Origin of the sequence: Nocardia sp. NPDC051030 (assembly GCF_040683015.1) — a bacterium.
Taxonomy (GTDB): domain Bacteria; phylum Actinomycetota; class Actinomycetes; order Mycobacteriales; family Mycobacteriaceae; genus Nocardia.
The window spans coordinates 207,895-227,744 of sequence record NZ_JBFBCD010000010.1; the positions used below are offsets into that span (position 1 = coordinate 207,895).

At 66.5% G+C, this 19,850-nt stretch carries 16 protein-coding genes; 10 read left to right on the forward strand and 6 right to left on the reverse strand.

Annotated elements, in window-relative coordinates:
* The 4 genes from AB0N05_RS31310 (at position 1) to acs (ending at position 5,716) form a co-directional block, all read left to right on the forward strand.
* Positions 1 to 1,542, forward strand: coding sequence for a cation acetate symporter (locus AB0N05_RS31310; protein ID WP_364700522.1), 1,542 nt, complete (start codon positions 1 to 3; stop codon positions 1,540 to 1,542).
* A 204-nt stretch (positions 1,543 to 1,746) separates the two neighbouring features.
* Positions 1,747 to 2,037 (forward strand): DUF485 domain-containing protein, encoded by a 291-nt coding sequence (locus AB0N05_RS31315; RefSeq protein ID WP_364700890.1) that lies wholly within the window; start codon positions 1,747 to 1,749, stop codon positions 2,035 to 2,037.
* On the forward strand, positions 2,034 to 3,668 hold the full coding sequence (locus AB0N05_RS31320; protein WP_364700524.1) for a cation acetate symporter: 1,635 nt from the start codon (positions 2,034 to 2,036) through the stop codon (positions 3,666 to 3,668). The genes AB0N05_RS31315 and AB0N05_RS31320 overlap by 4 nt, the downstream gene beginning before the upstream one ends.
* Before the next feature lie 86 nt (positions 3,669 to 3,754).
* On the forward strand, positions 3,755 to 5,716 hold the full coding sequence (gene acs / locus AB0N05_RS31325; protein ID WP_364700892.1) for an acetate--CoA ligase: 1,962 nt from the start codon (positions 3,755 to 3,757) through the stop codon (positions 5,714 to 5,716).
* 48 nt (positions 5,717 to 5,764) lie between these two features.
* On the opposite strand, the gene AB0N05_RS31330 is transcribed toward acs, so the two are convergent.
* On the reverse strand, positions 5,765 to 7,018 hold the full coding sequence (locus tag AB0N05_RS31330; protein ID WP_364700526.1) for a serine hydrolase domain-containing protein: 1,254 nt from the start codon (positions 7,016 to 7,018) through the stop codon (positions 5,765 to 5,767).
* A 138-nt stretch (positions 7,019 to 7,156) separates the two neighbouring features.
* Here AB0N05_RS31330 and AB0N05_RS31335 point away from each other — a divergent pair, with 138 nt between their 5' ends.
* Positions 7,157 to 8,539, forward strand: a complete 1,383-nt coding sequence (locus AB0N05_RS31335; protein WP_364700528.1) for an alpha/beta fold hydrolase — start codon at positions 7,157 to 7,159, stop codon at positions 8,537 to 8,539.
* Positions 8,540 to 8,600: 61 nt separating this feature from the next.
* Positions 8,601 to 9,239, forward strand: coding sequence for a class I SAM-dependent methyltransferase (locus AB0N05_RS31340; protein WP_364700530.1), 639 nt, complete (start codon positions 8,601 to 8,603; stop codon positions 9,237 to 9,239).
* Here AB0N05_RS31340 and AB0N05_RS31345 read toward each other — a convergent pair.
* The 4 genes from AB0N05_RS31345 to AB0N05_RS31360 form a co-directional block, all read right to left on the reverse strand.
* The gene (locus AB0N05_RS31345) at positions 9,205 to 9,609 is read right to left on the reverse strand and encodes a VOC family protein (protein WP_364700894.1); all 405 of its coding nucleotides are present in this window, start codon (positions 9,607 to 9,609) and stop codon (positions 9,205 to 9,207) included. The genes AB0N05_RS31340 and AB0N05_RS31345 overlap by 35 nt on opposite strands.
* A gap of 150 nt (positions 9,610 to 9,759) precedes the next feature.
* The gene (locus AB0N05_RS31350; protein WP_364700532.1) at positions 9,760 to 9,966 is read right to left on the reverse strand and encodes a hypothetical protein; all 207 of its coding nucleotides are present in this window, start codon (positions 9,964 to 9,966) and stop codon (positions 9,760 to 9,762) included.
* A gap of 104 nt (positions 9,967 to 10,070) precedes the next feature.
* Positions 10,071 to 10,751, reverse strand: a complete 681-nt coding sequence (locus tag AB0N05_RS31355) for a response regulator (RefSeq protein WP_364700534.1) — start codon at positions 10,749 to 10,751, stop codon at positions 10,071 to 10,073.
* Positions 10,733 to 12,805 carry a sensor histidine kinase gene (locus AB0N05_RS31360; protein ID WP_364700536.1) on the reverse strand — a complete coding sequence of 691 codons (2,073 nt, stop codon included), beginning with the start codon at positions 12,803 to 12,805 and terminating at the stop codon, positions 10,733 to 10,735. The genes AB0N05_RS31355 and AB0N05_RS31360 overlap by 19 nt, the downstream gene beginning before the upstream one ends.
* Positions 12,806 to 12,967: 162 nt before the next feature.
* Between AB0N05_RS31360 and AB0N05_RS31365 the strand changes: the two genes are divergently transcribed.
* Genes AB0N05_RS31365 through AB0N05_RS31375 form a run of 3 tightly spaced genes read left to right on the forward strand, consistent with a single transcriptional unit; the run spans position 12,968 to position 15,761 of the window.
* Complete coding sequence (locus AB0N05_RS31365) at positions 12,968 to 13,795, forward strand: ABC transporter ATP-binding protein (protein ID WP_364700538.1); 828 nt, start codon at positions 12,968 to 12,970, stop codon at positions 13,793 to 13,795.
* On the forward strand, positions 13,785 to 14,690 hold the full coding sequence (locus tag AB0N05_RS31370; RefSeq protein WP_364700540.1) for an ABC transporter permease: 906 nt from the start codon (positions 13,785 to 13,787) through the stop codon (positions 14,688 to 14,690). Before AB0N05_RS31365 ends, AB0N05_RS31370 begins: the two co-directional genes overlap by 11 nt.
* Positions 14,691 to 14,708: 18 nt before the next feature.
* Complete coding sequence (locus AB0N05_RS31375; protein WP_364700542.1) at positions 14,709 to 15,761, forward strand: ABC transporter substrate-binding protein; 1,053 nt, start codon at positions 14,709 to 14,711, stop codon at positions 15,759 to 15,761.
* 89 nt (positions 15,762 to 15,850) lie between these two features.
* Here the strand turns inward: AB0N05_RS31375 and rarD are convergent, their stop codons facing one another.
* On the reverse strand, positions 15,851 to 16,729 hold the full coding sequence (rarD, locus tag AB0N05_RS31380) for an EamA family transporter RarD (RefSeq protein ID WP_364700896.1): 879 nt from the start codon (positions 16,727 to 16,729) through the stop codon (positions 15,851 to 15,853).
* A gap of 263 nt (positions 16,730 to 16,992) precedes the next feature.
* Between rarD and AB0N05_RS31385 the strand changes: the two genes are divergently transcribed.
* Positions 16,993 to 19,620, forward strand: coding sequence for a cation-translocating P-type ATPase (locus AB0N05_RS31385; RefSeq protein ID WP_364700544.1), 2,628 nt, complete (start codon positions 16,993 to 16,995; stop codon positions 19,618 to 19,620).
* Positions 19,621 to 19,850 lie beyond the last annotated feature (230 nt).

Sequence of the window (19,850 nt, forward strand, 5' to 3'; positions counted from 1 at the left end):
GTGGATTCGGCTTCGGGGATCACGGTGGCGGCGCTGTTGTTGGCGGCGGCTGCCACGGTGGGGTTCGCGGTGTACGGGGTGCGATTGGCCCGGACCACTTCGGATTTCTTGGTGGCCTCGCGGAGTGTGGGGGCGCGGTGGAATGCTGCCGCTATTTCGGGTGAATATCTTTCCGCTGCCTCGTTTTTGGGTGTGGCGGGGCTGATCGCCAAGTATGGGGCGGATGCGCTGTGGTATCCGGTGGGATTCACTGCGGGGTATCTCGGGCTGCTCATGTTTGTGGCCGCGCCACTGCGGCGGTCGGGGGCGTATACCGTGCCGGACTTTGCCGAATTCCGTTTGGGGTCACTGCGTTTGCGGCGGTTGGCGGCGCTGGTGGTGGTGCTGATCTGCGCGGTGTATTTGATTCCGCAGTTTCAGGGGGCGGGGCTGACGCTACGTATTCTGCTGGGGCTGCCGAGCTGGGTGGGGGCGGTTGCGGTGGGCGGCATAGTCATCGGGACCGTGGTGGGCGGCGGGATGCGGTCGATCACGTTCGTGCAGGCGTTCCAGTACTGGTTGAAATTGACGGCCGTGGCGATTCCGGCGCTGGTGCTGGCGGTGCACTTCTTCGGCAATGGGCCGGTGAATATGGCGGCCGAGATGACCTCCGAGGGCGCGCCGTGGCTGGAGCCGGGCGGCGGGCTGGGTGGGCCGCATCCGCTGTACTCGGTGTATTCGCTGATCATCGCCACATTCCTGGGCACCATGGGATTGCCTCACGTGCTGGTGCGGTTCTATACGAATCCGGACGGGCGGGCAGCGCGCGCAACGGCTTTGACGGTCATCGGGCTGGTCGGATTGTTCTATCTCTTCCCGACCCTGCTCGGCGTGTTCGCGCGGTTGTATGTGCCGCAATCGCTGACGGACGGGAACTCCGATGCGGGGGTGCTGCTGCTGCCCGGATCCGTGGTGTCGGGACTGCCGGGGCAGCTGCTCGGCGGCCTGGTCGCGGCGGGTGCGATCGCCGCGTTCCTGTCCACCTCCTCCGGGCTGCTGGTCAGCCTGGCGGGTGTGATCAGCACCGATCTGCTGCCCGGCCGAATCCGGGATTTCCGGGCGGCCGCACTCGTCTCCGGCGCTGTGCCGCTGGTGCTTTCGCTGGCGGTCGCCTCGCTGGATCTTTCGCGCACCGTCGGGCTGGCGTTCTCGGTGGCGGCATCGACCCTGTGTCCGCTGCTGGTGCTCGGCATTTGGTGGCGCGGGCTGACGGCGGCCGGAGCGACGGCCGGACTGGTCGTCGGCGGCCTCACCGCGGGTGCCGCCACGGTGGTGTCGGTGACGGGCGGCGTCTCCACCGAGTTTGCCGGGGGCTGGCTCGCGGCCGTGCTCGGATACCCGGCGGCGGTGAGTGTGCCGCTCGCATTCCTGGCAATGATCTTGGCCAGCAAGTTCACCCACCGGCAGTCATCGCACGAGGTGAGCCGCATTTTCGTGCGCCTGCACGCGCCCGAGCGACTGGGCCTGGGCGCGGATCGCGAGCCGGGGACGCGCCCGGCCTGAACCGCTTGTCGTACGGCAGGGACCGCTCGGCGCAAGAGCGGGCACCTTCGGCGAGTGACCCGCGCCACATCATGTTTCGGTCACAAAGAGACCGCTACGGTTCAGCGGTTAGTAAGCCACGCCACACGCTAGGACCGTTCAGTGAGCAGCACCGAGCTCGGCGGCAGTTCGCCGCATACGCCTTCGGCAGCGGAATTCGCTGCCATGCAGGCCAGTCCGCAGTTCCAGGAACTGCGAAACCGGCTGCGCCGGTTCGTCTTCCCGATGGCCGCACTGTTCCTCGCCTGGTATGTGGTGTACGTCGTGCTCGGCGCGTACGCACACGACTTCATGGCCCACAAGGTGTTCGGCAATATCAATGTCGGACTGCTGTTCGGCCTCGGGCAATTCGTGTCCACATTCCTGATCACGGGCCTGTACGTGCGGTTCGCCAATAGGGAACTGGATCCGCGCGCGGAAGCCATTCGCCATGAGATGGAAGGGGTCCGGGCGTGAGCACCAGGTTCTATGCCGCGGCCGAGACCGTCGGCAATCCGGCCGCCAATATCGCGATTTTCGCGCTGTTCGTGGCCATCACCATGGTCGTGGTCATCCGCGCCAGCCGCAAGACCACCACCGCGGCGGACTTCTTCACCGGTGGCCGCGGCTTCTCCGGACCGCAGAACGGCATTGCCATCGCGGGCGACTACCTTTCGGCCGCAAGCTTTCTCGGTATCGCGGGCGCCATCGCGGTCTACGGTTACGACGGCTTCCTGTACTCCATCGGCTTCCTGGTGGCGTGGCTGGTCGCGCTGCTGCTGGTGGCCGAAATGCTCAGGAACACCGGCAAATTCACCATGGCCGATGTGCTGAGCTTCCGGCTCAAGCAGGGGCCGGTGCGCACCGCCGCCGCGCTCACCACCCTCGCGGTCTCGCTGTTCTATCTGCTGGCGCAGATGGCGGGCGCGGGCGGCCTGGTCGCGCTGCTGCTGGATATCAAGTCCAAGGCCGGACAGTCGGTCGTGATCGCCGTCGTCGGTCTGCTCATGATTGTGTACGTGCTGGTCGGCGGCATGAAGGGCACCACCTGGGTGCAGATCATCAAGGCCGTGCTGCTGATCACCGGTGCGGCGGTCATGACCGTGATGGTGTTCTCGAAGTTCAGCTTCAACCTGTCCGACATTCTGGGTTCGGCGCAGCAGCATGTGTCGGAGGCGACGACCAAGGGCGTCAAGTCGCGTGATGTGCTGGCGCCCGGCGCGCAGTACGGCGGCAGCGGCACCTCCAAACTGAACTTCCTGTCTCTGGGTCTGGCGCTGGTGCTGGGCACCGCGGGTCTGCCGCACGTGCTCATGCGCTTCTACACGGTCCCGACCGCCAAGGAAGCCCGCCGCTCGGTGGTCTGGGCGATCGGCCTGATCGGCGCGTTCTACCTGTTCACGCTGGTTCTCGGTTACGGTGCGGCCGCGATTGTCGGCCCGGACAAGATCCTGGCCGCGGCGGGCGGACAGAACTCCGCGGCCCCGCTGCTGGCATTCGAACTCGGCGGTGTGGTGCTGCTCGGGATTATCTCGGCGGTCGCCTTCGCCACCATCCTGGCGGTCGTCGCGGGCCTGACCATCACGGCCTCGGCCTCCTTCGCGCACGATATCTATGCCGGAGTCATCAAGCGCGGCAAGGTTTCCGAGAACGAGCAGGTCCGGGTTTCGCGGATCACGGCCGTGGTGGTCGGTGTGATCGCCATCGGGCTGGGCATTCTCGCCAATGGCCAGAACATCGCGTTCCTGGTGGCTCTGGCCTTCGCGGTCGCGGCGGCGGCGAACCTGCCGACCATTCTGTTCTCGCTGTTCTGGAAGCGCTTCAATACCACCGGCGCACTGTTCAGCATGTACGGCGGCCTGATCTCCACCATCGTGCTGATCGTGTTCTCCCCCGCCGTCTCCGGCACCAAGACGTCGATGCTGTCGAGCATGGACTTCGACTGGTTCCCGCTGTCCAACCCGGGCATCGTGTCCATTCCGCTGGCCTTCGCGCTCGGCGTGATCGGCACCTTCGTGGGCCGCGATAACGAGGACCCGCTCAAGCAGGCCGAGATGGAGGTGCGCTCGCTCACCGGTGTCGGCGCGGAGAAGGCCGTCTCGCACTAGGCACACAGCGCACTAGGCGCGCATCGCGTCGAAAAACCTTGTCCAGCACGTTCGTTCGAGGAGTTGATTCAGCAGTGACCAGCACGATGTCCGGGGCCGACAATGCCGTCGCACACCGGCCCGTCTCCTACCCGCCGAGCGCGTCCTTCGCGGCACAGGCCAATACCGGGTCGTCGCTGTACGACCGGGCGCAGGCCGACCGGGAGGCGTTCTGGGCGGAGCAGGCCGGGAGGCTGCACTGGGACCAGCCGTGGACGCAGGTCCTGGATTGGTCCGATGCGCCCTTCGCTCGCTGGTTCGACGGCGGCACGCTGAACGTCGCGTACAACTGCGTCGATCGACACGTGCTGGACGGGTACGGCGACCAGGTCGCCATCCATTGGGTCGGTGAGCCCGGCGATTCCCGCGATATCACCTACGCCGACCTGCTGGCCGAAGTGTCCAGGGCGGCAAATCTTTTCACCGAACTCGGCCTCCGGGCCGGGGACCGCGTCGCCATCTATCTGCCCATGATTCCCGAAGCGATCGTGTCCATGCTGGCGTGTGCCCGGCTCGGACTCGTGCATTCGGTGGTGTTCGCCGGATTCTCGGCGAGCGCCTTGCGGCAGCGGGTGGACGACGCACAGGCGCGCCTGGTCATCACCGCGGATGGCCAGTGGCGACGTGGTAAGGCGGCACCGCTCAAGGAGGCAGTGGATGAAGCCCTCGCTGCCGATGGCGACGAGAGCGGTGCCGCCGCCACGGTCGAACACGTACTGGTGGTGCGGCGCACCGGCATCGAGACCTCGTGGACCGAGGGCCGCGACCTGTGGTGGGACGAGACCGTCGCGAACGCGTCGCCCGAACATGAGGCGGAGGCCTTCGACGCCGAGCACCCGCTGTTCATCCTCTACACCTCCGGCACCACCGGAAAGCCCAAGGGCATCCTGCACACCAGCGGCGGATACCTGACGCAAGCGTCGTACACCCATCACTACGTGTTCGATCACAAAGCGGGACAGGACGTTTACTGGTGCACCGCCGATATCGGCTGGGTCACCGGGCACAGTTACATCGTGTACGGGCCGCTCTCCAATCGCACGACCCAGGTCGTCTACGAGGGCACCCCGAACTTCCCCGATGAGCACCGGCACTGGCAGATCATCGAAAAGTACGGCGTGAGCATCTATTACACCGCTCCGACACTGGTCCGCACATTCATGAAGTGGGGCAGGGAGATTCCCGACGCCCACGACCTGTCCTCGCTGCGGCTGCTCGGTTCCGTCGGTGAGCCGATCAATCCGGAGGCCTGGCGCTGGTATCGGGAAGTGTTGGGAGCCAATAAGACTCCCGTCGTCGACACCTGGTGGCAGACCGAGACCGGCGCGATCATGATCTCCCCGCTGCCCGGTGCCACCGCCGCCAAGCCGGGCGCGGCCATGACTCCGCTCCCCGGCATCTCCGCCCGCATCCTCGATGACGACGGCGTCGATCTGGGCGACCGCAATGCCGACGGCCTCCTGATCATCGACCAGCCCTGGCCCTCCATGGCTCGCGGCATCTGGGGCGACAATGAGCGCTTCCGCGCCACCTACTGGGACCGATTCGCCGCCCAGGGTTGGTATTTCGCGGGTGACGGAGCGAAATTCGACGCCGACGGCGACCTCTGGGTCATGGGCCGCGTGGACGATGTCATGAACGTCTCCGGGCACCGGATCTCCACCGCCGAAGTCGAATCCGCGCTCGTCGGGCACTCCGGTGTCGCCGAGGCCGCGGTCGTCGGCGCGAGCGATGAGACCACCGGTCAGGGCATTGTCGCGTTCGTCATTCTGACCGCCGAGGCCACCGACACCGGCGACGAGCTGGTGCGGGATCTGAAGGCCGAGGTCTCCCGAGAGATCAGCCCGATCGCGCGCCCGCGCGAGATCCACGTGGTCCCGGAACTGCCCAAGACCCGCTCGGGCAAGATCATGCGCCGCCTGCTGCGCGATGTGGCCGAGGGCCGCGATCTCGGCGACACCTCAACCCTGGTGGACCCCACGGTCTTCGAGTCCATCGCCCGCCGCTGACCGAATGCGGTGGAACCCGTCGATGAGGGCGGGTCCCACCGTCTCGGGTTAGGCCACCTGGCGATCCGGGAGAACGGTGGTGGTGCGGCGCGCGGCGCGTGCGCCCCGCACCACCAACGGCAGCACCCACGCCGACGCCAATTGATCGGTCGCGAGCGCACCGAGCGAGAGCCGGTTGTGCACGAAGCCGACGGAGAGTCCCAGGCGAGGTTCGGCCCAGCCGAACGAACCGCCCATGCCGATGTGGCCGAATCCGGCGCGCGCACCCGGGATCGGGAGCGAGTGGTAGCCCATATGCCACATCATCGGGATGTAGAAGAGCGCGTGGTCGAGGCGGTAGGTCTCGACGTGGCGCATGGCCTTGATCGTTTCCGGGGACAGGAAGCGGCGGCCATGGCTCATGCCGCCATTGGCGAGCGCACCGTAGAGGGTGGCCAGGCCATTGGCGGTGCAGACGCCATTGCCCGCGGGGAGTTCGGTGTCCAGGACGGGCGGATCCTCGCCCTCCAGAAAGTCTTCCAGGCCCGGCAGGAACAGCGCGCGGGCCGCCGCGCCGAGGGGTCCGGGCAGGCCGTAGGCGCGGCCCAGGAACATCGAGATGTAGGTGGTGCCGACGAAGCCCAGGCGGCCGCCCTGCATGACCGCGGCCGTGGTGGGAGCGCTGCGCGGCGGACGGCCCAGGTGGATGCCGTCGGTGCCCAGGGGTTCGGCGATCTCGGTGCGGAACAGTTCCGCCATGCCGCGGCCGGTGACGGCACGGGCCAGGCCCGCCAGCAGCCAGCCGTAGGTGAGGGCGTGGTAGGTCGGAATGCCCAGCAGGTGATCGGGTTCGGAGGCGGCTAGTCGCTGCTCCATCAGCCGGTGGTCGAGAATATCGTCCAGACCTGCGGCGATAGCGGGCAGGCCGGATAGGCCCGCACGGTGGGAGAGCACCTGCCGCACCGTGATTCGCTCCTTGCCCTTGGCCGCGAACTCGGGCCAGTAGGAGGCGACGGGAGCGTCGTAATCGATCAGGCCGCGGTCGGCGAGCCGGTGGATGACGGTGGCCGCGATGCCTTTGGTGGCGGAGAAGACGACCGCGCCGGTATCGGGGCCCCACTGCGCGGCGGAGCCGGAATCGCCGGTCCAGATCTCGACCAGCGGCTCGCCGTGCAGGTGCACCGTGAGGGCTCCTCCCGCGCCGGGACGACCGCCGACCATCCGTGCGAAAGTGCGTACCAGCGGTGCGAATTCGCTGCCCGCGTATCCGTCCACTCCGGCGGGAAGGTCCAACAGTCCCCGGGAGTCAGCGTCATTGCTCACCCACCCCACGGTACGAGTCACAGGTCACATCCGGCAATGATGTGACCCCGAGCGTTATTGCCGTTGGCCTAGAGGTTATTTCGAGTGTCCGAGCAGTGATGACAGCGTTACCGGAATGCCGTGCGTACCCTGGGAACCATGCGTACGCTGCGGTCGCTGTCACTGGCGCTGTTCGTCGTTCTCGCCCTCATCGTGGCGGGATGCTCCCGTACCGAGTCCGCACCGGCCCGGGTGAGCGGGGATTGGCACGGGGACATCGAGATTCCGGATCGTCCTGTCGCGGTAGGGGTCACCTTCACCGAGGGGAAGGCGACCATCGACATTCCGGTACAGGGCTACAGCGGCAAAGAGCTGACCGAGGTGAAGACCGATCCGGACGCCGTGGCCTGGACGATCCCGAATATCCCCGGAAACCCGTCGTTCCAAGGCAAGTACGACAAGGCCTCGGACAGCATCCAGGGCACGGTCACCCAGTCCGGGCAGACCTTCACGCTCAATCTGACCAAGGGCAAGGTCGCGCAACCGGCCCGGCCCCAGGAGCCGAAAGCGCCCTTCCCGTACAAGTCCGAGGACGTCAGCTATCGCAGCGGGGATATCACTATTGCGGGCACGCTGACCGAGCCGAACACCGCCGGACCGCATCCCGCGGTCGTGCTCATCACCGGCAGCGGGGCCCAGGATCGCAATGAGACCATCCTCGGGCACAAGCCGTTTCTGCTCTGGGCCGACACCCTGACCAGGGCCGGATACGCCGTGCTGCGCACCGACGACCGCGGCGTCGGCGGAACCGGAGGCAAGCTCGAAGACGCCGATTACAAGACCCTCGCCGATGATGTCGGCGCGGGCGTCACCTTCCTGCAGGGGCGCTCGGAGATCGACGGCAAACGCATCGGTTTGCTGGGGCACAGCGAGGGCGGATACCTCGGCCCGCTGTATGCCTCGCGACCGGACAGCGGGGTGGCGTTCGTGATCATGCAGGCCGGACCGGCGGTGATCGGTTCCGAGATATTGATCGAACAGACCAAGCTGATCCTCGCCGCACAGGGTGCGAAGCAAGACGCGATCGACCGTCAGATCGACTTCCTGAACGGCGCGATTCCGCTCTATCGCACCGGCGACCTCGAGGCCGTCAGAACGTACTGCCACCAGTACAATGAGAAGCTGCCGCCGGACGAAAAGATGTCCGACGCGGCCATCGACTCCCAGACCACGATCTCCATGGCCGCATTGATCAATTACGATCCGGCCCCGGCACTTTCGGCGCTGCGCATGCCGGTGCTCGCCTTCTACGGCAGCAAGGACCTCCAGGTCCCAGCCGCGCAGAGCGAGGGTCCGGCGCGCGCGGCCCTGGCCCAGTATCCGGATGCCACCGTGCACGTCTTCGACGGCCTCAATCATTTGATGCAGCCCGCCGGTACGGGCACTCCCCAGGAGTACGCGAAGATCGAGACGACGATCGATCCGCAGGTACTGAGCTACGTCACCGCCTGGCTCACCCAGCGCTTCCCGCCCAAGAGCTGACCCGGCCGTCGGGATGTCGAGCGTGCTGGCGCACGCGCTGATTCGTTGACAGAGTGGGGTCGTGGGAATCTATGGAGACCGGGTCTTGCCGCGGCTCGTCGATCTGACGTGCGGCTCGAAGTTCCTCGATCCGGTGCGGGAACGGGCCTGCGGCGGGCTGCACGGGCGGGTGGTGGAGATCGGATTCGGGTCCGGGCGGAATGTGCCGTTCTATCCGGCCGCGGTGACGTCGGTGAGTGCGGTCGAACCCGCCGATCTGGGCTGGCGGATGGCCGGCTCGCGGCTGGCGGCGGCCACGGTGCCGGTGGAGCGCTCCGGATTGGATGGGCAGTCATTGCCGTTCGCGGACAATAGCTTCGATACGGCGCTGTCGACCTGGACGCTGTGCACGATCCCCGATGTCATGGCGGCGCTGGCGGAGATTCGGCGAGTGCTGGTGCCCGGCGGGACTTTTCACTTCGTCGAACACGGGCTCGCGCCCGATCACGGGGTGCAGGTCTGGCAGCATCGGCTGAATCCGGTGCAGAAGACCCTGGCGGGCGGCTGCCATCTCGATCGCGAGATTCCGAAGCTCATCGAGGCCGCGGGCTTCGAGCTCCGCGACCTCGACAGCTTCTACGAGAACCACTCACCCAAGTTCTTGGGCGCGCTCTCGCTGGGTGTGGCTACGACTCAGGCCAGCCACCGTATGGAACGGTGATCAACTCCAAGTAGTGGCCGCTGGGGTCGAGGAAGTAGATCCCGCGACCGCCGTCATTGTGGTTGATCTCGTTTTCCTGCTGCTGCCGCGGATCGGCCCAGTAGGTGAGCCCGCGTTCCTGGATCTGCTTGTAGGCCGAATCGAATTCGTCCTCGGAGACCAGGAAGGCGTAGTGCTGCGGCGTGATACCTCCGCCGGGGAGGTTCGGGGGGACATTGGCGAAATCGAAGGTGACGCCGTTTCCGACCACGACCGGAATGAACGGGCCCCACTCCTCACCTACGTCCAGACCTAGCAGGCTCGCCCAGAATTCGGCGGAGGCCCGGCTGTCATTGCTGAAAACGATGGTGTGGTTCAACTGAATAGTGATGGGAATTCTCCTGTACTCGTGGCGATCCCGACCCTGGACCGGTACAAGTCGGCCGACAGGAGCACCGCCACGAGTTCGAAGTTAGTCAAAAATCGGCCGAACCGCCAAGGAAAATGTGACCACGGTCACAGTTTTCGACGGATCATCCCACTACTTCTTGAATGAGCCGGAATCCGAAGACAGCGAGCTCAATAGGCAGAAAAGACTCGCGGGCCACTCCTGGGCACAGACCTTGGCGACCTGGTCGACCTGGGCGGGCGCGGACTCCAGCGGAACGGCCGAGGCCGAGGCCACGGCGCCGAGCGGGGCGAGCAGCAGCGCGCAGGCCACCACGCCGATACGGAAACGGTTGCGCATGAGGGGATTTCCTTCCTGGACGGCAAGGGGTCGTGCGACCGCCCGCCCGAAAGGTACTGAGACAACTACGTTTTCGACAACCCCCCAGAGTTTTCGACAACCCCTCAGCGAGGTCCGGCCGAGTACTCCTGCTCCGGGCGACCGGTGCTGCCGTAGCGCAACTGCATGCGCAGACTCCCCGCACCGACCAGCGCGGCCAGATAGCGCTGCGCGGTAGCCCGGGAAATACCGATGGCGGCCGACACTTGCGCCGCCGACATGGGCTCCGATGCGGACCGGACCGCCTGCAACACAAGATCTTTCGTCGGCTGCGCCACCGCCGATCCCGATGCGGCCACACCGCCCGAAGAGGGCGCGGGCCGCAGGGCCGCCAGCGCCGCGTCCACCTCCCCCGTCGACACCTCCGCCCCGGACAGCAGCTTCCGATACCGCGCGTACCCGGCCAGCCGCGCCGCCAGCACCGCATGATCGAACGGCTTCACCAGATATCCGAGCGCCCCCGCCGACAATGCCGCCCGCACCGTCTCGGGTTCGATCGCGGCGGTGAGCATCATGGCGTCGAACCGCATCTCCCGCACCAGCTCCACCCCCGACCCGTCCGGCAGATAGACATCCACCAACGCAAGGTCGAACCCCTGCCCCGCAATCGCCGCCCGCGCCGCGCCCACCGAATTCACCACGGCCCCCACCTCGAACCCCGGCAGCGCGGAGACGATTCCGGCATGCAGATTCGCCACCCGGAAGTCGTCATCGACGACCAGCACCGTCAAATCTCCTCGGCCCATGCCGACTCTCCTTCCGCCAGCACACCCGGCAACCGGGCATGAAACTCGGCCCCCCGCAACACTTCCGCCCCCGCGCCCGACTCCCCCAGCCGCTCGCCAGGCCCCTCACCGACACTCCCGCCCATCCGTACCAACCGCACGTCCCCGCCCCGAGCCCGAGCCACCTGCCGCGACAAGGCCAACCCCACCCCGCGCCCACCCGGCACCCCCGCATCCACCCGAGTCGAAACCCCCTCGGTGAACACCGAATCCCCCAACTCAGCCGCCACTCCCGCCCCGCTGTCCGCAACAGCGATGTGCAACGTATCCCCGTCCCGCACCAACTCCACCTCCACAACCCGCCGAGGAAGCTCTGCTGGCGCAAATTCAACCCCTTCAGCGCCACCACCGCTCCCCGATCTTGATGCGTCCCCGGCAGCTTCGAATTGCTGAGGGAGCTCTGGTGGTGCGAATTCGGGCGTGTCCCCGCCACCACCGCTCCCTGATCTTGATGCGCCCCCGGCAATTCCCCGCCCGATCGCATCGCCACCCAGACGCGGCGGCAACTCTCGCTCCGACGCATCAAGATCAGGGAGCTCTGGTGGTGTGGATTCGGGCGTGTCGCCGCCACCAGAGCTCCCTGATCTTGATGCGGGGGCGGTGACTTCGGGGGCGGGGGCGGTGCGGGCGGCTTCTATGGCGTTGTCGAGGAGGTTGCCCAGGACCGTGGTGACGTCCACGGGGTCGGTGAGGTTGGCGTCTACCCAGGTGTTGGGGCCGAGGCGGAGGTGGACGCCGTTTTCTCGGGCGTGGGCGGCCTTGGCGGAGAGGAAGGCTTGGAGGTAGGGGTCTTGGATGGTGTCCATGCCGGGGAGGGCCGCGCCCAGGGGGCCGGAGTCGAGGAGTTCGGTGAGGTAGTGGGTGGCTTCGTCGGGGCGGTTGGTTTGTAGGAGGCCGCTGAGGAGGTGGAGGCGGTTGGCGAATTCGTGGCGTTGGGCGCGCAGGACGGTGCTCATGGAGCGGACGGCATCGAGTTGGCGGGTGAGGGATTCGACGTCGGTGCGGTCGCGGACGGATAGGACCGCGCCGAGGGGGCGGCCGTCGCGGTGGACCGTGCGGGCGGTGACCACCACTATGCGCTCGCCCACCGCCGCCTGGACCGGTTGGCCGTCGGCGGCGCGGAAGGCCTCCAATACCCTTGGGGTGAGACCGATCTCGTCGACGGGGCTGCCGGGGGACGGGTCGACGCCCAGGAGGCGGCGAGCCTCGTCATTGACGACGGTGCTGCGCCAGGCGGTGTCGGCGGCGACCACTCCCTCACCGATGCCGTGCAGGACGGCGTCCTGTTCGCGGACTAGTTCGGCTAGTTCGGAGGGCTCCAGCCCCAGGGTCAGACCATGCCAGCGACGGGCCAGCAATACCGATCCGGCTATGCCCGCCAGGAGCGCTCCGCCGATGAGCAGTCCGGCGCGGCGCAGATCGCGGAACAGTTGGGAGCGGACCGCCTCGGTCGAAATGCCCACACTCACTTCGCCGACCACGCGCCTGGCGTTCGATGCACCGGCTGGAACTTCACCGTTGGCCGGATCCGGTTCCAGGACAGGTACTTTGGCTCGGACGGATTCACCGAGCGTGCCATGTTCGCGAATGACCACCTCGGCTCCGGACAATGCCTTGGAGGGGTCCGTGCTGACCATTTCGCCGAGGCGGGAGCGGTCGGGATGGGCCAGGCGGATGCCCGCGTCGTCGGTGATCACTACGAACAGCGCGCCGGTGCGCAGGCGGGCCTCATCGGCCAGGTGCTCCAAGTCGCCATCGGCCAGTTGCTGACGCAGTTCCGGGCCAGGACGCAGCTGAATACTCGCGTAATGCGCGACGTCGGCGCGAACCTCCGGATCGGAGGCGACGGTGCGGGCGATGGCGAGGGCACGCTGGCCGTATTCATCGGACAGGCGCTGGCCGCTGACATAGGCGAAGACGCCGAAGGCCAGGCCCAGAGTCAGCCCGACCACCGCCACCTGAAGCAGCAGGATCTGTGTCCGGAGCCGGACTGAGCGCGGGCCGAGCGGTTGCACGCGGTCAGTCTAGATAACCCCCCGCAAACCGCTGAGCACAACGCGCAAAACGTCCGAATTGCCGTTTGCGCGACTAGCGCACACAACCCCACCCAATGTGACCCGGGACACGTAACTTCTGTCCAACGCCGCAGCGACGCGGCAGGAAAACAGGAGTACCTGATGAAGAACCCGCTCCCCGAGAGCAGTGGCGCATTGATCGAATTGCGCGGCGCCACCAAGCGTTTCCCCGGCACCGACGGCGGTATCCACACCGCGGTGCGCGATCTGAACTTCACCGTCGCGCCCGGCGAATTCGTCGCCGTGGTCGGCCCGACCGGATGCGGAAAATCCACCACCCTGTCCCTCGTCTCCGGCCTGGAGCCCGCGTCCGCCGGGCGCACCCTGGTGCGCGGCAAGGATGTGCGCGGCATTCCGGACGGCGTCGGCTACATGTTCCAGCAGGACGCCGTGCTGCCGTGGAAGACCGTGCTCGACAATGTGGCGCAGGGCCCGACCTTCCGGGGCGTCTCCAAGAAGGAGGCCCGCGACCGGGCCGGGCAGTGGGTGCGCACGGTCGGCCTGGCCGGGTTCGAGGACTACTACCCGCATCAGCTCTCCGGCGGTATGCGCAAGCGGGTGTCGCTGGCGCAGACCCTGGTCAATGAGCCCGAGATCATTCTCATGGACGAGCCGTTCAGCGCGCTCGACGTGCAGACCCGCCAGCTCATGCAGGACGAGCTGCTGCGCGTGTGGTCGGGCACCAATGCCGCGGTCATCTTCGTGACGCACGATCTGGAAGAGGCCATCGCGCTTGCCGATCGGGTGGTCGTCATGACCGCCAGCCCCGCCACCGTCTGCGGCGATTTCCGGGTCACCCTGGAACGCCCGCGCAATGTCGAGGAGGTCCGGCTCACCGAGGAGTTCCGCGATCTCTACAAGGAAATCTGGGAAACACTGCGCGATCAGGTCGAGGCAGCCCGGAAGAAGGGTGCCTCCCGTGTCGCTTGATCAGATGTCGGCAACCGCGTCCACCGCACCTGGCCAAGAAGACGAATACCGCGAGGTGGAGACCGAGGAGCAGATCCTCAACCGGGTTCGCACGCAGGCCCGTAAGAACAAGGCCCGCACCTGGGGTCTGCGCGCCCTGCTGGTGGCATTGTGGCTGGGCTCGTGGGAGCTCACGGCCTCGCTGTGGATCGACCCGTTCTTCTACTCCAAGCCCTCCCTGATCTGGGACCGCCTGGTCGAATGGTTCACCGAGGGAACACAGTTCGGCTCCATCTGGCTCCAGCTGTACACCACCGTGCAGGAGGCCGTGCTCGGCTTCGTGATCGGCACCGTTGCCGGTGTGGTGCTGGGTGTGCTGCTCGGCCGCAGCCGCTACTGGGCGGATGTGCTCGCGCCATTCATCAAGGCGCTCAACGCGGTTCCGCGTATCGTGCTGGCCTCGCTGTTCATCATCTGGTTCGGCCTGGGCCTGCAGTCCAAGGTCGCCACCGTGGTGGTGCTGGTCTTCTTCGCGGTGTTCTTCAATGCCTTCACCGGCGCGCGGGAAGTCGACGGCAATGTCATCAACAATGCCCGCATTCTGGGCGCGAGCCGCCGCCAGGTGCTGACCGCCATCGTGCTGCCCAGCGCCACCACCTGGATTCTGTCCAGCCTGCACACCGCGTTCGGCTTCGCGCTGATCGGTGCGGTGGTCGGTGAATACGCCGGTGCCAGCAAGGGTTTGGGGCTGCTGATCAGCAATTCGCAGGGCACCTTCGACGCGGCGGGCATTTACGCGGGCATGATCATCATCACCGTGGTCGCGCTGGTCGCGGAGTGGTTGATCGGCATTGCCGAGAATCGCCTGCTGAAGTGGCGTCCCTCGCAGGCCTCCGCGGGCCACGGTGGGATCTGAGATACGGTGCGATCTGAAATGAAGTACCGCAAGCATCTCGCCGTCATTCTGCTGGCGATCAGTTCGCTGCTGCTGGTGACCGGCTGTCGCGACTCGCGCACCATTCCGTTCGAGAACGGGCGGCCCAAGATCACCATTATGGTCGGCGGGCTGGAGAAGGTGATCTACCTGCCCGCCATGCTGACTCAGCAGCTGGGCTTCTTCGAGAAGAACGATATCGATGTGCAGCTGCTCGGCGAGCAGTCCGGCGCTAATGCCGAAACCGCGCTGCTCACCGGCGATGTGCAGGGCGTGGTCGGGTTCTACGACCACACCATCGACCTGCAGGCCAAGGAGCAGTGCCTGAAGACGGTCGTGCAATTCGCCGATGTGCCGGGCGAAGTGGAGCTGGTATCCAAGGCCGACGCGGGAGACATCCGCTCCCCCAAGGACTTCAAGGGCCGCAATCTCGGTGTGACATCGCTGGGTTCGTCCACCGACTTCCTCACCCAGGGGCTCGCCGGGCAGGCCGGACTGGACACCTCCGACTACACACGGGTGAAAGTCGGTGCGGGACAGACCTTCATCGCGGGCATGAACCACAATGGCATCGACGCGGGCATGACCACCGACCCGACCGTGGCCAAGATGGTCTCCTCTGGTGAGGCGGAAATCCTCATCGATATGCGCAATGAGGCGGGCACCCGGGCCGCGCTGGGCGGGCTCTACCCGGCCGCCTCGCTCTACATGCGCTGCGAGACAGTCGAATCGCATCCGGACATCGTGCAGAAGCTGGCCACATCGTTCGTGCAGACGCTCCAGTGGATCAAGTCGCACACTCCGGAGGAGATCGCCGCCAAGATGCCCTCACAGTACGCGGGCGGCAATCCGGAGCTGTACGTCAAGTCGGTGCGTGACTCGATCGTCATGTTCAATGGCGACGGGCTCATGAAACGCGAAGGCGCGGAGAACGTGCTGCGCATCCTCGGCCAGTACTCGCGCAATGTGAAGCCGGTGCGCGACCGCATCGATCTGGACGCGACGTACACCAATGAGTTCGCCCAGAAGGCTCAGGCGCCACAACCGCAGTAACCGCTGAAATCGAAGCCGCACATCCCGTGTCGCGACTCCACTCCCAATGAGGGGGGTGTGGATGGACCGGGATGTGCGGCTTCGTCTGTTCAGACCTTTTTGGCGACCGATACCGGGGTTCGCCGGGACCGCCGCAACGCATCGCCCGTAAAGATGGCCAGCGCCAGCCAGATCAAGGCGAACCCGGCCCACCGCGATGCGGGCATGGGCTCATGCCCGACCGCCACGCCCCACGCCATCTGCAATGCGGGCGTGAGATATTGCAGAATCCCCATGGTGGACAAGGGCACTCGCGGAGCCGCCAGCGCAAACAGCAGCAAGGGCACCAGGGTGACGGGCCCGGTGATCATGAGCAGCGCCGAATGTCCGGCGCTGGAACCGAATGTCGCATTCCCCGTCACCGCCAGCACGACCACCACGATCACCGCGAACGGCGCGGCCGCAATGCCCTCGGCGGCCAGACCCGGCAGCGCGTCCAGCCGAATCACCTTCTTCACCAGCCCATACGTGGCGAACGAACAAGCCAGGATGAGCGCGATCCACGGCGGCCGCCCATAATCCACGGTCAGTACCACCACCGCGGCCGCACCCAAACCCAATGCGGCCCACTGCATCTTCCGCAGTCGCTCCCGGAAGATCAGCACCCCGAACCCCACCGTCACCAGCGGATTGATGAAGTACCCGAGCGCACACTCCACCACCTGCTCGTTCATCACCCCGTACACATAGGTGCCCCAGTTCAGGGACAACGCCAGCGAAGCGACCGCCGCCAGCCGCCAGGTCCGCGCGTCGATCCGCCGCAATTCCCGGATCCGCCCGGCCACCAGCAGCACGATCAACCCGACGACGAGCGTCCACAGAATCCGCTCCGCCACCACCTCCACCGGGCTCGCGAAGCTCAGCAACCCGAAGAACGCCGGGAACAACCCCCAAATGAAGTACGCCCCGACCCCGAACGTAATCCCCAGATCCCGCCCGGCCCCAGCCGCGCCCCGCGCATCCCGCACGGCCACCGCGCTCTCCCCCGAGACCTCCCCTGATACCGGCTGCCTATCGCTCACCCAACTACGTTAGCCCGCGCAACTATCTGGCGATAATGGGCAAACGCCCGATCAGTCCAGTAATCCCGGACTGGCATGACACTGCGCCAGCACGGGTTCGCGATCGGCCGAGACACCACCCAGCAACGCGGTTACCTGCAATTTCGGGGCGGGGTTCTAGGCTGTGGGACATGTCGATCACCGCCAAGGAATCGAGTCCGCCCAGTCCGGCCGCGCTAGGGCTTTCCACCGAGGAGGTGGAGCAGCGGCGGCGGGAGGGGCTCACCAATGATGTGCCGCAGCGGGCCAGCCGGTCCACGCGCGACATTGTGCGGGCAAACATTTTCACCCGGATCAATGCGATCCTCGGGGTGCTGTTCATTCTGGTGCTGGCCACCGGGTCGATCATCGATGGGATGTTCGGGCTGCTGATCATCGCGAACAGCGCGGTCGGCATCATTCAGGAGTTGCGGGCCAAGAAGACCCTCGATGAGCTGGCCATTGTGGGGCAGGCGCGGCCGATGGTGCGGCGCGAGGGCGTGGCGCAGGAGATCGCTCCGCAGGAGATCGTGCGGGACGATGTCATCGAGTTGGGGCCGGGCGATCAGATCGTCGTGGACGGCGAAGTGCTGGAGGCCGAGCTGCTCGAGGTGGACGAGTCGCTGCTCACCGGTGAGGCCGACCCGATCGACAAAACCACTGGGGCACAGATCATGTCGGGCAGCTTCGTGGTGTCCGGCAGTGGCGCGTATCGGGCCACCAAGGTTGGCAAGGAGGCTTACGCCGCCAAGCTCGCCGATGAGGCCAGCAAGTTCACGCTGGTGAATTCCGAACTGCGCAATGGCATCGACACCATTCTGAAGGTCATCACCTATCTGCTGATCCCGGCGGGGTTGCTGTCCATCTACAACCAGCTGGTGTCCAGTAAGGAATCGTGGCGGCCCGCCGTGAACGGCATGGTCGCGGCACTGGTGCCGATGGTGCCCGAGGGCCTGGTGCTGATGACCTCCATCGCGTTCGCGGTCGGCGTGGTACGGCTCGGGCGGCGGCAGTGCCTGGTGCAGGAACTGCCCGCCATCGAGGGGCTGGCGCGGGTGGATGTGGTGTGCGCGGACAAGACCGGCACGCTCACCGAGAACGGCATGCGGCTCAGCGACATTCGACCGGTCGGCGCGAACGGGATTGTCGCCGCCCACGGTGTCGTCCCCGCTGGCGGCGCTGTGTCCGGCGGCGGCGCTGCCTCCCCCTACGGCGCTGTGTCCCCTGACGGCGCGGTGTCCGGGGACGGCGCTGCGTCCCCCTCCTCCGACGGCACTGCCTCCACCAATGGCGCTGCGTCGGTTCACGGGCACGGCGAATCCGCCGGTGCCGGAAGCGAATTGCGGCAGGTGCTGGCCGCACTGGCGGCCGACGATCCGCGGCCGAACGCCAGTGTGCTGGCCATCAAGGAGGCGTTGCCGCAGGCTCCGGGGTGGGCGACCACCGGGGTCGCGCCGTTCTCCTCGGCCAAGAAGTGGAGTGGCTTCTCCTACGGTGAGCACGGCAACTGGCTACTCGGTGCGCCCGATGTGCTGCTCGACCCACACTCCGAAACCGCCGCCACCGCACAGGAAATCGGGGCCAAGGGGCTGCGCGTGCTGCTGCTCGCGAGCAGTGACCGGCCGGTGGACGCGGCGGACGCGCCCGGTACGGTGACGCCCGCCGCGCTGGTGGTGCTGGAGCAGCGGATTCGGCCCGACGCCCAGGAAACCCTCGAATACTTCGCCTCCCAGCACGTGGCGACGAAGGTGATCTCCGGCGACAATGCGGTCTCGGTCGGCGCGGTCGCGGCCTCGCTGGGGCTCGAGGGCGGCGAGCATCCCGTCGACGCGCGCAAGCTGCCGAGCGATCAGGACGAGCTCGCCGATGTGCTGGCCGAGCAGACCGTATTCGGCCGGGTGCGCCCGGATCAGAAGCGCGCCATGGTTTCCGCGCTGCAATCGCGCGGGCACACCGTCGCCATGACCGGCGATGGCGTGAACGATGTACTCGCCCTCAAGGATGCCGATATCGGCGTCGCCATGGGCTCGGGCAGCCCGGCCACACGCTCGGTGGCGCAGATCGTGCTGCTGGACAATAAGTTCGCGACGCTGCCCTACGTGGTGGCCGAGGGCCGTCGCGTGATCGGCAATATCGAGCGGGTCTCCAACCTGTTCCTCACCAAGACCGTCTACTCGGTGGTGCTGGCCTTCCTGATCGGCATCGCCGGCATCGGCTCACAGATCTTCCACTACAAGGCGATCGGCTACCCGTTCCTCCCCCGCCACGTGACAATCGCCGCCTGGTTCACCATCGGCATCCCCGCATTCATCCTCTCCCTCGCACCCAATAACGAGCGCGCCCGCACCGGATTCGTAGGCCGCGTCATGCGATTGGCGATCCCTTCCGGCGTGGTGATCGGCGTAATGACGTTCATCTCCTACTTGATCGCCTACGACGGCCCCGATGCAGGCGAGACCTCCAAAATCCAAGCAGGCACCACCGCCCTGATCACCCTCCTGATCATCGCCGTCTGGGTACTGGCCATAGTCGCCCGCCCCTGGAACTGGTGGAAGCTCATCCTGATCTCGGGATCCATTGCCGGCTACCTGATCCTGTTCGCAGTCCCCTTCACCCGCCACTTCTTCAAACTCGACCCCTCCAACCTCACCCTCACCACCTACGCAATCATCTGCGGCGCAATCGGCGTCGTCCTGGTCGAGGCAGCCTGGTACCTGAGCGCCCGCCTCCAAGGCGAAACCCCCCACCTCCTCCCCACCCCACCCGGCGAAAACCCCTGACCCCAACCCCAATCGGCGGCCTCGCCAGGTGAAAGTCGCAAGACTTCCCCGGCGAGGCCGCAGCTTTTCCGGCGAAGCCAAGAACTTTCCGGCGAAGCCAAAGCCGAGCGCGCTTCCGACGAAGCCAAGAGCTTTCCGGCGAAGCCGAGAGCGTTTCCGGCGAAGCCGAGAGCCTTTCCGGCGAAGCCTCGGGGTTTCAGGGGCGGAAGCCCCTGAGAGCCAGGAGAGTT

Coding starts and splice junctions, on each gene's coding strand:
- AB0N05_RS31355 (WP_364700534.1), bottom strand. CDS start 10,751: ATGGGCCGAGGAGATTTGACGGTGCTGGTCGTCGATGACGACTTCCGG.
- AB0N05_RS31385 (WP_364700544.1), top strand. CDS start 16,993: ATGTCGATCACCGCCAAGGAATCGAGTCCGCCCAGTCCGGCCGCGCTA.
- AB0N05_RS31315 (WP_364700890.1), top strand. CDS start 1,747: ATGCAGGCCAGTCCGCAGTTCCAGGAACTGCGAAACCGGCTGCGCCGG.
- AB0N05_RS31365 (WP_364700538.1), top strand. CDS start 12,968: ATGAAGAACCCGCTCCCCGAGAGCAGTGGCGCATTGATCGAATTGCGC.
- AB0N05_RS31350 (WP_364700532.1), bottom strand. CDS start 9,966: ATGCGCAACCGTTTCCGTATCGGCGTGGTGGCCTGCGCGCTGCTGCTC.
- AB0N05_RS31335 (WP_364700528.1), top strand. CDS start 7,157: ATGCGTACGCTGCGGTCGCTGTCACTGGCGCTGTTCGTCGTTCTCGCC.
- AB0N05_RS31375 (WP_364700542.1), top strand. CDS start 14,709: ATGAAGTACCGCAAGCATCTCGCCGTCATTCTGCTGGCGATCAGTTCG.
- acs (WP_364700892.1), top strand. CDS start 3,755: ATGTCCGGGGCCGACAATGCCGTCGCACACCGGCCCGTCTCCTACCCG.